14 protein-coding genes are annotated in these 12665 nt (G+C 68.1%); 2 read left to right on the forward strand and 12 right to left on the reverse strand.

Annotated elements, in window-relative coordinates; translation table 11 throughout:
* Positions 1-34 precede the first annotated feature (34 nt).
* The 10 genes from JM664_RS11390 to JM664_RS11435 form a co-directional block, all read right to left on the reverse strand.
* Complete coding sequence (locus JM664_RS11390; RefSeq protein ID WP_227420050.1) at positions 35-2116, reverse strand: ParB/RepB/Spo0J family partition protein; 2082 nt, start codon at positions 2114-2116, stop codon at positions 35-37.
* 110 nt (positions 2117-2226) lie between these two features.
* Positions 2227-2625 (reverse strand): DUF3768 domain-containing protein, encoded by a 399-nt coding sequence (locus tag JM664_RS11395; RefSeq protein WP_227420051.1) that lies wholly within the window; start codon positions 2623-2625, stop codon positions 2227-2229.
* An 87-nt stretch (positions 2626-2712) separates the two neighbouring features.
* On the reverse strand, positions 2713-3213 hold the full coding sequence (locus tag JM664_RS11400; protein ID WP_227420052.1) for a hypothetical protein: 501 nt from the start codon (positions 3211-3213) through the stop codon (positions 2713-2715).
* A complete protein-coding gene (locus JM664_RS11405) occupies positions 3210-3680 on the reverse strand; it encodes a DUF6915 family protein (RefSeq protein WP_227420053.1) in 471 nt (156 codons plus the stop codon). Before JM664_RS11405 ends, JM664_RS11400 begins: the two co-directional genes overlap by 4 nt.
* Position 3681: 1 nt before the next feature.
* Positions 3682-4071: a DUF6878 family protein gene (locus tag JM664_RS11410; protein ID WP_227420054.1), complete on the reverse strand. Its 390-nt coding sequence runs from the start codon at positions 4069-4071 to the stop codon at positions 3682-3684.
* 11 nt (positions 4072-4082) lie between these two features.
* Positions 4083-4460 carry a hypothetical protein gene (locus JM664_RS11415; RefSeq protein WP_227420055.1) on the reverse strand — a complete coding sequence of 126 codons (378 nt, stop codon included), beginning with the start codon at positions 4458-4460 and terminating at the stop codon, positions 4083-4085.
* 51 nt (positions 4461-4511) lie between these two features.
* Positions 4512-5435: an ArdC family protein gene (locus tag JM664_RS11420; protein WP_227420056.1), complete on the reverse strand. Its 924-nt coding sequence runs from the start codon at positions 5433-5435 to the stop codon at positions 4512-4514.
* A 601-nt stretch (positions 5436-6036) separates the two neighbouring features.
* Positions 6037-6354, reverse strand: coding sequence for a hypothetical protein (locus JM664_RS11425; RefSeq protein WP_227420057.1), 318 nt, complete (start codon positions 6352-6354; stop codon positions 6037-6039).
* The gene (locus JM664_RS11430) at positions 6351-6917 is read right to left on the reverse strand and encodes a hypothetical protein (RefSeq protein WP_227420058.1); all 567 of its coding nucleotides are present in this window, start codon (positions 6915-6917) and stop codon (positions 6351-6353) included. The genes JM664_RS11425 and JM664_RS11430 overlap by 4 nt, the downstream gene beginning before the upstream one ends.
* A gap of 203 nt (positions 6918-7120) precedes the next feature.
* Positions 7121-7267, reverse strand: a complete 147-nt coding sequence (locus tag JM664_RS11435) for a hypothetical protein (protein ID WP_227420059.1) — start codon at positions 7265-7267, stop codon at positions 7121-7123.
* A 105-nt stretch (positions 7268-7372) separates the two neighbouring features.
* Here JM664_RS11435 and mntR point away from each other — a divergent pair, with 105 nt between their 5' ends.
* Positions 7373-7843 carry a manganese-binding transcriptional regulator MntR gene (gene mntR, locus JM664_RS11440; RefSeq protein WP_227420060.1) on the forward strand — a complete coding sequence of 157 codons (471 nt, stop codon included), beginning with the start codon at positions 7373-7375 and terminating at the stop codon, positions 7841-7843.
* Between the two features lie 119 nt (positions 7844-7962).
* On the opposite strand, the gene JM664_RS11445 is transcribed toward mntR, so the two are convergent.
* Both JM664_RS11445 and JM664_RS11450 read right to left on the reverse strand, forming a co-directional pair.
* Positions 7963-10440, reverse strand: coding sequence for a heavy metal translocating P-type ATPase (locus tag JM664_RS11445; RefSeq protein WP_227420061.1), 2478 nt, complete (start codon positions 10438-10440; stop codon positions 7963-7965).
* Between the two features lie 123 nt (positions 10441-10563).
* On the reverse strand, positions 10564-11610 hold the full coding sequence (locus tag JM664_RS11450) for a cytochrome c oxidase assembly protein (RefSeq protein ID WP_227420062.1): 1047 nt from the start codon (positions 11608-11610) through the stop codon (positions 10564-10566).
* Between the two features lie 137 nt (positions 11611-11747).
* On the opposite strand from JM664_RS11450, the gene JM664_RS11455 reads away from it, so the two are divergent.
* Positions 11748-12662, forward strand: a complete 915-nt coding sequence (locus tag JM664_RS11455; protein ID WP_227420063.1) for a cytochrome c oxidase assembly protein — start codon at positions 11748-11750, stop codon at positions 12660-12662.
* Positions 12663-12665 lie beyond the last annotated feature (3 nt).

Raw genomic sequence — 12665 nt, forward strand, 5'->3', positions numbered from 1 at the left:
GGGCGGCTTCAAGGCACGGACAGGAGGACGAGGTTCAGGCGGCGGCGGCTTCGCCGACCTGGGCTTCCGAGATGTCGGTCTCCGGGACCTCGCCCTCGGCCGGATCCTCCGCCCCGTCGGTCGGGACGTCATCGGGCTCGTCGAGATTCTCCACCTCCGCCGCGTCCTCCTTCGCCGAGGTGAGCGACATGCCGGGCGGGCACCACCTTTCGACCGCCTCCCTCTGCTCCGGGGTGAGCGTCGCGAAGGGCGCGGCGAAGAGCCGGTCGAGGTAGTCCACCACCTCGGCCTTCTTCGCGGTGGCAAGCCGCGCCGCCTCTTCGGGCTGGCGCAGGTCGGTGGCGAGGATGTTCAGAAGGACGCTCTTCTTCAGGCGTCCGAAGAAGGCCTCGCCGGTCGGCCGCCAGACCGCCCGGATATCGGGTACCAGCTCGGCCGCGACATGGGCCAGGAGCTCCTCCCCGTAACCGAGGCCGGTGGGTTTCACCGCCTGCGCCAGCGCCACGGCGACGATCCGCGACTTCATCTTCGGGTCCAGCGCCCGGAACGCCTCGAACCGGTGCGGCCAGGCCTTGGGGCGGCTCTCGTCCCACCACGAGAGATCGAGTGCCTCGGTCAGCTTGGCCAGCGCGTCCTGCGGTCTCTCGTCCATGCCGTCTGGCTTTGCGTGCGGCCTCTCGGCCGAAGATGCGATGACACCGAGGGCATAGGAAACGCGGCCAAACCGTCCCATGATGTCGGCCACGACCTTGAAGAGGAGAAGATCGTGGGCGAGGTCCGGGTCGGCGGCGAGCGCGCTGCCGATCACGATGGCCTGCTCGGTCCTGAGGTCCGCCTCGAGGCTTTCGGACAGAACGACAGGCTGGCCCGCTTCCTCCGACGCGGTGCCACCGGCAGACGCACGTTCGCCCGAGGCGCCTGTCCCGCTAGGCGAGGCGCCCGCAGCGCTGGCCTCTCGATCCTCCGGCTTGACGAGGCCGGCATACGTCCTGATCTCGCCCTGCTCCCAGACCGCGATTACGCCCGATCTGGCGAGGTCGTCCGGGGACCAGCCGGAGGTGAGCGCGTCGTATTCCTCGTTGAGCCTCTCGTACTCGTCCTCGAGCGCGTCGATGTTGGGGCAGTCCTCGCTCTCGCGCGCTTCGTCGAGTTCCACCAGGCGGCCCGCGATGACCCGGCACCGCTCCGCCGCGTCGCCCTCGGGCTCGATCTCGCCCGGATAGACGCGGCCGTAGGTCTGGAGCGCCTGCCAGTCGTAGCTGCGCATGGCGCCCGACCAGGCGAAGCCGACACGGGCACGCTCCTCCTCCGCCTTCGCCTCCAGCGCCTCCACCAGAAGACGCTCGACGAGCACGTTGTCCGTCAGGAGCGAGTCCTCCTCGATCAGGTCGGCCGCGACCGGGCCCTCGGCCGCGCGGTAGGCGTCGATGACGAGCTGGCCGATCGGATCGCCGGTCCTGACACCGCGATCCCTGAGCTGGCCCCGCACCGTGTAGGACGAGATATGTCCGCCGGAGGCGCGAAGCGCCTCGAACACGGACCGTTGCACCTCGTGGTCCGGGTGCTCGGCGAAAGCCTTCATCGTGTCGATCGGGATCTCGCGGCGGCGCACCGCGGCACGGATGTCCGGATGGACGCGTCCGTAGCGCAGGCGCTCGATCACGCGGCGACGCTCGATGCCGAAGAGCCGTGCGATGCCGTCGGGATCGTGCCCGCCGATCTCCATCATTCGGGCGAAGGCCTCGTACTCGTCGATCGGCTCCATCGCCTTCTGCGTGACGTTCTCGGCGACGGTGATCGCCGTGGCGGCGGCCATGTCGTCGGGCACCGCCCGGCAGGGCACGGTCGTCCGCATCGTCCAACCCTTCGCGGAGCGGTCGTTCACGAGCGCCCGGAGGGCGGCAAGACGGCGGCCGCCGGCGAGCACGCCCCAGACCTTGCCGCTCTTCTGGACGATGAGGGGATTGAGAAGCCCGAGCGCGGCGATCGAGGCGGCGAGGGCATCGAGGTCCTCGGCTTCGTAGGTCTCCGGCGCCTGCGCCCGGGCGTTCAACTCGTGGAGGGCGAGGTCCTTCAGCGCCACATCCATCGCGGTGAAATCGGTGCTGGTCGTCATGATGTCTGTTCCCTGTCTGATGTTCCGCGGCTCGCTCACCGCACACCCCGACCAAAAGCCCCCTCTTCTCTTTGGGCCGGGAGCTTCGGTCGGGGCCTTGGTGCGGGGGATCACCAGTCCTCGGGGAACAGGACCGTCAGGACGCGGGCGGTCGCGGCGAGGTCGTCGGGCGCCTCCGAGCCGTACTCATAGGCCCGGTCGTAGAGATCGATCCTGAACCAGACCGTCCGCCCCTGCACGTCCATTGCGCCGAAGTCGTGATGTCCGTCGGGATCGTTCTCGGGCGCGAAAACTTCGAACGTGCCGATCGCCTCGAGGCAGGCGGCGAGGAAGGCATTGCCGCGGGCGAGAACGGCGGCGGTGACGACGAGCTTGCCGGCCGGGAAGACGGTGCCGGCAGGGCAGGGGACGCCGAGACAGACGCCGCGGCGGAAGATGTCGTTCTGGGCGGCGATCCGGGCGGCATCGGGCGTTCGGGCAGCCTCGGTGGAACGGGTCGTGTCGGTCATGGTCATTTCTCCTGCTGGCGGGACCACGACGATTGGGCGCCGCCTCGACCATCGAGACGGCGCCCAGCTGGAATCGAGCAGGGTGGCTCAGGCGGCGGGACGGTCGACCGTGGAAATCTCCCGCACCTCGTCCACCTCAAGGTTCACAATGACCGCGCCGAGCGCCTTGGCGCGGGCCGCATAAACCGCGAGAGGCGCGTAGCCCATCGAGCCCCAGGGTGGGTCATCCGGCTCCATGCCGGTGGCCACGAGCGGCAGACCGACGAGCTGCCATTTGTCCTCGACGGGATTGGTGTCGATGAAGGGCAGGCCGAGCGCGATCAGCACCCGAGCCGCGGCCATGTGCTCCAGGCGCCCGTAGCTCGAGAGCGTCGAACCGCGTCCGAAGTGCACGGTCGTCCCGCCCCGCCCAGCCGAGACATACGCGTCCCGGGTGGTGAGGGCCTTGCGGATCACCTCGAGGTGCGACCGGACGGAGGCGCGCTCCCGGCGAGCCGCCTCATTGGCCAAGCCGCGGCGCTGCAGGTCGCGATGCGCCCACCAGTCGCGGGCCTCGGCGCGCAGGGCGCGCAGGATTGCCGTTCTCATGCCGTGTCCTCCTTCCGAGCGGCGCGGGCGATCCGCTCGCGGTCTTCCGTCCAGTCCTTCAAGCCGAGCGTGGTCTGGCCGGCGCTGACGGCCTCGACCCAGGCCGTGCGGGCATCGCCGCGCGGCAAATCCTCGGGGCCGAGAATGATGCCGTTGGCCATCCACGGCTCGAGCGGGATCTTCGACAGCCAGTCGGCAACGGTCGGGATGCGCCGGCAATCCTCGCGGACATGCTGCTCGCCGAGAAAGCGCACGGGCACCTCGCGCCCGTTGCTGTTGCGGATCGCCGCGCCAAAGACCCGCTCGGCCTCGAAGATGCCGGCACTGTGGTGGCGCAGGGCGCGATGCTGGGGCAGGGCGAGATGCGCCTTGGAGGCGTCGAACCAGGTATGGACGGGGGCGTAGTCCTCCGGCCGGCCGCCATAGCGGCGAGCCGACGACGCGGCGTGATGCAGGGGATGCGCCATGTCAGAGTCCCTTGTCGAAGCTGTAGGCGATCTCGACATGGCGATTGCCGTGATCGATGGAGATCGTGTCGTCCGATAGATCCCAGCGAAGCTGGCCGAAGCCGCCCTCGTTGTTCTCGAAGCCGGGATGGCGGTGATGAACGAAGCTCCAGGCGAAGTCCGCGATGCGGGTCCCGGTCTCGTGGGCCGGCTTGATGCCGGCGGGCTGAAACTCCATCCCGTCGATGTTGCCGCTGTCTCCGCAACCGTCGTAGCAGGCGACGAACTCTGTGACGCCGGCGGAGCGGAGGGACCGGAGCAGCTCCGCCCTGGTTCTGGCGAGCTCGGCGGCCTCGTCGGCCCTCATCCGCTCCATGGCGGCGAAGAAGTGGGCGGTGGTCATGTCCGTCATGCTCGCCTCCATCACGCAGCCGCGCCGGACACCGTGGCGCCGGTCAGGATCGCCTTGAGCTCAGTCAGGGCGTGAGCATCGGCCGCGTCGAGGAGGGCGTGGATCGTGTCGGCATTGGCGACGACGCGCTCGGTCACTTCCCGAAGCGCCTTCGGCCTGTAGCGGTCGAGCGGCGTCACGAAAATGTAGCCGTCGCCCTTCTGCCCGGTGGTCCACGTCTTCCACATCGAGCCCTCGGGCTGCTCGTAGAGCGAGGACCGGAAGTAGATGCCCTTCGGCTGCTGGCTGTAGTCCCAGTAATTGATGCCGCCCTTGTCGTAGGCGACCGAGAGCTCGCGGATGTAGGTGTCCGAGAGACGCTTGGTGTGGACGTGAGTCTTCGATGCCATGCGAATGGCTCCTTCTGCTCGGGTGTGTGTGAGAGAGACTGCTTGCCGCGCTCAGGCGGCGGACCGGAGCTCCGCGGCGCGCTGGCCGGCTGCGGCGGTGAGAAAGTCGACGGCGCGCTGCGCGTCGGCGCCGGCCTTGAAGAGGAACCGGCGATCATTGCGCAGGATGCGCAGCCACGCGCCGAGATAGGCGGCGTGGTTCTCCAGATGATCGGCCCAGAAGCCGAGGCGCTGGCCCATCAGCACGGCCGAGAGCTCGGCTACCAGCTCTTCCTTGGCATAGGCCTCGTTGCCGAACTGCGATGGCCCGAAGCTGCGATCGAGGCGGGCCTCGGCCTTGGTCCAGTGGGCATATTCATGCGCCCAGGTCGCGTAGAACGCCTGCGCGCTTTCGAAGCGGGACATCTCCGGCAGATGAATGCGGTCGAGCGCTGGAACGTAGCAGGCGCGATCGCCGCCGAAGACCACGTCGCCGCCGACAGCCTCGAAGAAGGCCTGGATCTCGGGAACAGGCTCGGGCCCGTCCTCGGGAGCGCCCTCCGGCTCAGGGTGGAATGCCGCGGCGAGACCCTCGACCTGTTCGGCGTTGAAGACCCGGTAGGATTTCAGGAAATGGTAGGTGCTGTTCGCCACGTCCCCATCGCTGCGGTCGGCGTCACCCTCGGGCTCGCTCTGCCCTCTTGTCGCGGTCCCGTAATAGACCACGATGCTCGATCTGGCGCCCTTCTTAACGCAGGCGCCAAGCTCCTTGGCTTGGCGGAACGTCATCCAGTAGGGCGAGCTGTAGCCCGCCAAGGCGGCGCGGAGGCCCAGCAGGAAGGCATTTATGCCGCGATAGCCCTCGCCGCCCACCTTGAGCGGCATGCCGCCGCCCGCGACGCGCCACGGCCGGCGCCATGGCATTGTGCCTTCCTCGAGCAGCGCGATGATCTCGTCGGTGATGGCCTGGGCGGGGTCGAACCTCTCCTTGCTCATGTTGTCCTGGTCCTTCTTCCGGTGACACTCATCCCGAAAAAGGTCCCCTTTCTTCTTTGCCCGGGCGGGGCGGCGTCCGCGGAGAGAGGGGAGGGCGTGAGCGGCCGGTCCGCCCTGCGCAGCGGCTCCTCGGCTCCGAAGCCGATGTCGCAAAGGGCATCCGTACGGCGCCACGGTGCCGCCGACGATCTCGAACGTTACGGCCGGATTGTCGGCCAGTGCGTCCTAACCGCCGGGGCCGACATCGCCGAGCCGCCTCCGGCAGCGTACCTCGTCGCTGGCGGGGAGCGTCGCCTCGTCGCCCGGTTCTGCCGTTGACCACCTACGCCGACGCCGCAGCGCCGCAATGCCGTGGACAGTGCGATGGGCCTCAGCACAGACGCGACGGTGACGTGCACGGCACTCATCGGCGCGATTCGCTGCCGCATAGCCCCGCGGTGCGGCGACAGTATCGGATCGTCGTGCTCCGCCAATGTTCTACTGACCTGGGGCAGTTGCGACCGTCAGCCGAAGCAAATGCTGGCGAGGTGAACGCCCATCCAGAATTCGCGACCGGTCGGCGAGTTGCGGGTTGTTGTGTCGGCCGAGCCGTCGATCGGCGTCACTCGCCGGCGGCGGTTCCGCCGTCGCCCTGCTTGAGGCGAACAGCGGCATCCTCGCCGAACCAACGCACCCAGCGCTCGACGACCTCGCGCGCCTGGATACTCGCAAGGTCGGCCTCGTCGCGCAGGCAGTTGATGTAATCCTCGACCTCGAGGACGTAGGTTTCGTACTGCTCGTTGATGATCGCGCGCAGCTCTGGGTCGTCCCGCGGCGGCTCGTACGGGTAGGGCTCTTCGGGCGGCAGGCAGGCGATCTGTGCGCCGGCGCTCGCGGACACGAGCGCCAGGCCCGCGGCGAGCGCCAGATCCCGGATCACGGCCGGGTGCGGATGGTTGTCCGCCAGTCGCCGACGCGACCGGTGTAGGCGCGCAGGATACCCGAGTCCCAGGCGGCCGAAGTGTCGGGGCTGATCTGCATGCGGGCTTCAAAGTCACTGCGAACGGGCTCGGTGACACCGGTATAGGAGGACCGGTGACCGTCACCGAAACGCCGGGTCGCGCTCGTGTCGTAGCAGAATGCCGTAACTTCGCGACGCCCGTCACTTTCGCCGTCGTAGCTGACGCTGTGGCGCAGTCTCTTGCCGTCAGGGCATGCCCAGGCGGCCGACGACTCCGCCCGCAACCAGCGGTAATCGAGGTCGTAGTCGTTGAACTCGCTGCCGTCCGACATGGCGCAGAAGCCGATCGGAGGCTTGCCGTCGCGCAGGCGGTCTACCATATGGTCGAGCGCATCGCCGCAGCCTTCCGGGAAGCCCGCCGGCAGGCAGAGGATGAGCTTGCAATCCATGTCGTAGTCCGCGGCGCTGGCGCCAGAGCCGAGGCCCACGGTCAGGAGCGCGGCGAGCGAGAGCGCGACGGTCGATCGGGCGAGACGGAGCATGCCGGTATTCCTTGGTAGCGAGGTTGTCCGGAGTCTACCAAAAGTGGAATTGGCCGCCATCGCAAGAGCGGTGGCTAAGGAGAGTTCTGTCCTCGCTCCCAACCCACGGCAGGGCGTCGGGCATCGGTCTACGAAAGGAGACCGGAACCGCGGATTGATCGGTGCTCCGGCCATAGGGCGGCATTGCTGACCTATAAGACGCCTTATGTGAGCCGCTCGTGGCTGGAGATCGCCCTGACGAGAGTCGAGAGCGCGGCTTCAGTCGCGCCGGCGAGGAACATCAGCGCGGCGAGTGCAGCAAGGCCGAAACCGGGCAACGTGGTGATGACGGGCTTCAAGCGTTGGGCCATCGGAGCATCCATTCGCCAGAATTAGCCATGGCTAAGTCTTGATGCTGCGGCTATCCTCTGTCAAGCTGGTTCTGCAGGATGGATCGAGGCGGTGACAGGCAGGCAATGTCGGACAAGCAATTGACCGTGGACGAACGCCACGAGCCTTCCGACTGTGCCGAAACGCCGAAGGTCGAAACGCAGGCCGAGGGTTTTCAGGCGGTCCGCGACGCGCACCGAAGCGAAATTGCCGAAGACTACGTGGAGTTGATTCAGGAATTGATCGAACGGAGCGGCGAGGCACGTCCCGTCGACATCGCCGAGCGGATGGGCGTGCGACAGCCGACAGTGGCGAAGAACCTTGCCCGCCTACAGAAGGAGGGGCTCATCCGTCGCGAGCGGTATCGCTCGATCTTCCCCACCGACGCCGGTCGGGCTCTCGCAGAGATCTGCCGCGAGCGGCATCAAATCGTGGTCGCATTCCTGCTCTCCCTCGGCCTGGACAGGGAGACGGCCGAGCAGGATGCCGACGGCATAGAGCACCACGTCAGCGACCAGACGCTGGCCGCGTTCAAGCGAGCCATGGGAGAGTCCTGATCGTGTGCGGTGCGGACTCTGACCCCTCTGCCCCCACCGCGAAACTGGTTGCTTTGGTCAGTCGCCGGCGCGAGCTCATCCGACTGCCCGATCCGCATCCTCAGTCGAACCACCGCATCTCAGGTTCGTGCATCCTGAGCAGGCGCAGGTCGCGCGCGCGAGGATGTCCTTGTCGGAGCCGACGGGCGAAAAAGCCACTGCCCGCGCTCGGCATCGAAACCGAGGAGGCGGAGGGCGTTCAGCGTGACGAGCACGGTCGCCCCGGTGTCGGCGAGGATCGCAATCCAGAGCCCGGTGATGCCGAGCACGGTTGTCACGAGGAACACGCTCTTGAGCCCTAGCGCAATGGCGACGTTCTGCCGAATGTTCGCCATCGTCGCCCGTGACAGGCGGATCTTGGCGGCGACATCCGTGACGCGGTTGCGCAGGAGTGCCGCGTCCGCCGTCTCGAGCGCGACGTCCGTGCCGGAGCCCATCGCCACGCCGACATGCGCGGTGGCGAGCGCCGGCGCATCGTTGATACCGTCGCCAACCATCATCACGCGCGAGGCTGCGGTCATGGCACGCAGTTCCTCGACCTTGCCGTCGGGGAGGAGGCCGGCGCGATGCTCCAGGCCCAGGTTGCCCGCGATCGCTGCTGCGGTGCGCGGATTGTCCCCAGTCAGCATGACCGATCTCACACCAAGATGCCGGAGCTGCCGCACGGCGTCGGCCGCATCCTCCCGCGGCTCGTCGCGCAACGCGAGTAGCCCGAGCGTCGTGCCTGCGCGGAACACCACGGCGATGGTCTTTCCTTCCGCCTCCAGCGCCTCCGCGCGCGCCTCCGCCTCGGCTGACATCGCGCCACTCTCGACCGCGAAGCGGGGAGAGCCGACGCAGGTGCGGATGCCGTCCACCTCCGCCTCTGCGCCGCGACCGGCGATGACCCGCGCCGCCCGCGAGGGCAAGAGAGCCATGCGCTCATCTGCGGCGCGGCCGAGGATCGCCTCGGCGAGCGGATGGCTCGAGCCGGCCTCCACTGCTGCCGCGATCGCCAGGACCTCGGGTGCGGAAGCGCCAAGCGGTATGACATCGGTCACCTGCGGCCGACCGACGGTGAGCGTCCCTGTCTTGTCGAAGGCGACGGTCTGCGTCCGCGCCGCCGCCTCGATTACTGCGCCGCCCTTCATCAGCAGCCCCCGCCGCGCCCCGGCCGAGAGGGCGGACGAGATCGCGGCCGGCACCGAGATCACCAGCGCACAGGGACAGCCGATCAGCAGGAGCGCGAGGCCGCGGTAGATCCAGGTCTCCCAGGGCGCGCCTGTGGCAAGAGGCGGGACCACCGCCACCAGCGCGGCGAAGGTGACGATGACCGGCATGTAGACGCGGCTGAAGCGGTCGATGAACCGCTCGGTCGGAGCACGCGACTCCTGTGCCTCCTCGACCAGCCGGATGATCCGGGCGATGGTGTTGTCCTCGGGCGCGCGGGTAACCCGGACGCGCAGCGCCGCCTCGGTGTTGATCGAGCCGGCAAAGACCGGCTCTCCCGTCGCCTTGGTCACCGGCACCGACTCTCCCGTAACCGGACTCTCGTCGATCCCCGAGACGCCGTCGACGATCTCGCCATCTGCGGGCACGCGGTCGCCGGGGCGCACCAGCACGGTCTGGCCGATTACCAAGCTTGCGGCATCAACCTTGCGGGTCTCTCCGCCTTCCTCGACAAGTGCGGTCTTCGGCACGAGGTCGCCGAGGGCGCGGATGCCCGCGCGCGCCCGGTCGGCGGCGACGCCCTCCAGGACTTCCCCCACGGCGAAGAGGAAGACGACGAGCGCCGCTTCCTCGGCGGCGCCGATTACCAACGCGCCGGCGGCGGCGACGCTCATCAGCATTTCGATGGTAAAGGGCATACCCGCCCGCGCCGCCGCGAAGGCGCGTTGCGCCACCGGCAGGACCCCGATCAGGCAGGCTGCGACGAATGCCCAGTAGGCGACCGTATCCGCCGCCGTGAGCTTCACCGTCCATGCGCCCGCGAGCAGGATCCCAGTCAGAAGCACGAGCCGGCCCTTGGCGGTTCGGTACCATGGCGCATCCGCTTTTGCTGACGGATGCACATGGCCGGCCGGCCCGCCGGTGTCTCCGTCGCCCGCATCGCGCCGCGTCAACTTGTAGCCGAGGCCAGAGACCAGACTCTCGACGCGGTCCCGCCCGGTCTGACTCTCGTCGAGCGTCAGCTTGAGGCTCCCCGCGCCGACGGAGACGTCGACGTCGCCGACGCCCGGCAAACGCTCCACCGCGCCGCGGATCTTGGCGGCACAGCCGCCGCAATCCATACCGTCGACCGACCATGCGACCGGTGTGACCGAAGAGACGGCGGGCTCAGGGTCACGCGAGCTGATCCGATAGCCGAGCTTCCCGACCACGCTCTCGATCTCCGAGGGCTGCGTCTGCGCCGGCTCGAGCGTGATGCCGAGGCTTTCGCCCATGACCGAGACGCGGACGTCGCTGACCCCGGGCAACCGCTCGACTGCGCCACGGACCTTGGAGGCGCAGCCGGCGCAGTCCATGCCCTCGACTTTCCAGGAGAGTTCCGCGTCCTGGGTTGGCGTCTGTTCCGTCATGTCGGTCCCTGCCTCGATGCGCATGGCCCGGGCTGAGCCCGGACGAATCGACAGATAGGACCTACAGCAACTGTAGCCTCAAGCCCCGGCGGAGCGTTTTTTCTTGGCGACCGGCCAGCCGCCTCAACCCCAGGTCGCGACCGTGATCGCCGTCGCCAGAACGAGCAGCAGCATCGTCGCCGCCGAGAGCGCCAGTGTCCGACCGGTGCGGACGTTCCGCTCGGCCACCTTGAGGCGCAGCTCCGCGGCAGTCTGCGGAAACTCCAGCGCAGCGGAGTTCGAGCCGGTCCATTCCAAACGCCGCTGCCAGACCTGTTCCTCGCTGCGATGCCAGCCGTTGAAGACGACCAGCATCGCCGCGATCACGACCATCGAAGACGGCACCCAGATCGTGTAACCCCCGATCGTCTCGTCGGCGAGCGGGGACAATCCGTAGAGCCGGCCGGCAGAGTCGTAAGCGGTATAGAGCACGCGTTCCTTCAACGTGGTGAGCGAGCCGAGCAGGATGTTCGACAGGACGAGGGCGACCAGAGCCAGCACCCGCGCTCCCTGCGGCGGCCCCGCGGGCGGACTGCGCCGGTCGAGGACGCGCGCAAAAAAGACTGCCCCCGCCGCCGTCATTGTGAGATGAGCGAAGGTCGCGAGCGCCGGTCGGGCGACCACGGCGTTGTGCACCGCGGGCACCTGCCAGACGTAGAGCGCGGCAACGAGCAGCACCCAGGCGACCGGCAGACGCGCGACGAACGCCGCACTCCCGGCCAGCGCCGGACGGGGTCCGCGAAGCCATCGGCGCCAGAGGCGCGGAAATCCTGCACGCATCACCGGCCCGGGATAGGCCAGCACGATCAGCATCGGTCCGATCATCCGCAGGGCAAGATGTTGAACCTGGTGCAGCGCAAAGAGGCGCTCTCCGAGCGGCGCCAGCGGCGCATCAAAGGAAAGCGCAAGCGCGAGGATCCCTGCGGCGAAGAGGCCGTGCTGAACAGGTCCGGCTCGCTCGCCGATCATACGCGGCCGTTGCAGCCCGCGCACATAGGAGGCGACCAGGAGGCCCAGCACCAGCAGAGCGACGGGCGAGATGCCCGAGCCGAAGAGCCCCCGCACCTCGGAGGCCGCCGCGGCGATGGCGAGAAACCCGAGCGCTGTTGCGCCCACGGCTGGTGCTATCATCCGGTCCTCCGGCTGGGCTGGTGCGAGACCTGTGGTCCTTGCAGGGCCCGGCATGCAACCAGCAGGCCCGCCGATCCACGACGAGGTGAACGCCAGAGGCTTTGACAATCGTAGCGTCGGGGAGCAGGCGTGGCGACATGACGGACAGTGCCTTTCCCACCGCGCCTCGTCCGGTGGCACCGTCGATCGCAATCTATGCTGCGGTCGTGCTTGGCGGCGGCCTGGTCTGGTACGCGGCGCGATTTCATCCTGCGGCGATGCCTCCCTTCGGCCCCTATGAGTTCTCGTGGCCGATCTGGCTTGCGGTGACGCTGTCGGTGTTCTGGTACATCCGCGGACTGCGGCGGCTCGACGCTGCGAAGTGGCCCGCGCTCTGGCGGCGGATCGCCTTCTTCGCCGGCCTCGGGCTGCTCTATGCAGTCACGCAAACGCAGTTCGAGTACCTCGCGCAGCGGATGTTCTTCACGAACCGCCTGCAGCACGTTGTCATGCACCATATCGGCGCGATGCTCGTCGCGCTGAGCTGGGGTGGTCCCGTAATCCTGGCCGGCGGACCGGACTGGCTGCGCCGCATCGCGATAAGCCGTCCCGTGCGGTCCGTCATGGCGGTGGTGCAGCAGCCGGCGATCGCAGCGGTCCTCTTCGTCGGGCTCTTCTATTTCTGGCTCATTCCGCCAGTGCATTTCCGGGCGATGCTCGACCCGGTACTCTATCAGGTGATGAACTGGTCGATGGTGGTCGACGGCATCCTGTTCTGGACCCTGGTGCTCGACCCGCGACCGAAGCCCCCGGCGCGCGTCCAATACGGCATCCGGGCGGCCCTGGCGATCGGGGTGATGTTCCCGCAGATCGCACTCGGCGCCCTCATAACCTTCGCCGAGCGGGATCTCTTTCCCTATTACGCCTTTTGCGGCCGCTACTTCCAGTCGATCAGTGCCGTCACCGATCAGCAGATCGGCGGCCTGGTGATATGGATTCCGCCCGCGATGATGAGCGTCATCGCGCTGCTGATCGTCGTCGGCAACATGATGCGCGCCGAACCCAGGGACTGATGC

It is taken from the genome of Roseitranquillus sediminis (genome assembly GCF_016918935.1).
GTDB classification, from domain to species: Bacteria; Pseudomonadota; Alphaproteobacteria; order Rhodobacterales; family Rhodobacteraceae; genus Roseitranquillus; species Roseitranquillus sediminis.

Bases quoted from the DNA above. Each gene is read 5' to 3' on its own strand.
- JM664_RS11390 (WP_227420050.1), bottom strand. From the start codon at position 2,116: ATGACGACCAGCACCGATTTCACCGCGATGGATGTGGCGCTGAAGGAC.
- JM664_RS11395 (WP_227420051.1), bottom strand. From the start codon at position 2,625: ATGACCGACACGACCCGTTCCACCGAGGCTGCCCGAACGCCCGATGCC.
- JM664_RS11400 (WP_227420052.1), bottom strand. From the start codon at position 3,213: ATGAGAACGGCAATCCTGCGCGCCCTGCGCGCCGAGGCCCGCGACTGG.
- JM664_RS11405 (WP_227420053.1), bottom strand. From the start codon at position 3,680: ATGGCGCATCCCCTGCATCACGCCGCGTCGTCGGCTCGCCGCTATGGC.
- JM664_RS11410 (WP_227420054.1), bottom strand. From the start codon at position 4,071: ATGACGGACATGACCACCGCCCACTTCTTCGCCGCCATGGAGCGGATG.
- JM664_RS11415 (WP_227420055.1), bottom strand. From the start codon at position 4,460: ATGGCATCGAAGACTCACGTCCACACCAAGCGTCTCTCGGACACCTAC.
- JM664_RS11420 (WP_227420056.1), bottom strand. From the start codon at position 5,435: ATGAGCAAGGAGAGGTTCGACCCCGCCCAGGCCATCACCGACGAGATC.
- JM664_RS11430 (WP_227420058.1), bottom strand. From the start codon at position 6,917: ATGCTCCGTCTCGCCCGATCGACCGTCGCGCTCTCGCTCGCCGCGCTC.
- JM664_RS11435 (WP_227420059.1), bottom strand. From the start codon at position 7,267: ATGGCCCAACGCTTGAAGCCCGTCATCACCACGTTGCCCGGTTTCGGC.
- mntR (WP_227420060.1), top strand. From the start codon at position 7,373: ATGTCGGACAAGCAATTGACCGTGGACGAACGCCACGAGCCTTCCGAC.
- JM664_RS11445 (WP_227420061.1), bottom strand. From the start codon at position 10,440: ATGACGGAACAGACGCCAACCCAGGACGCGGAACTCTCCTGGAAAGTC.
- JM664_RS11450 (WP_227420062.1), bottom strand. From the start codon at position 11,610: ATGATAGCACCAGCCGTGGGCGCAACAGCGCTCGGGTTTCTCGCCATC.
- JM664_RS11455 (WP_227420063.1), top strand. From the start codon at position 11,748: ATGACGGACAGTGCCTTTCCCACCGCGCCTCGTCCGGTGGCACCGTCG.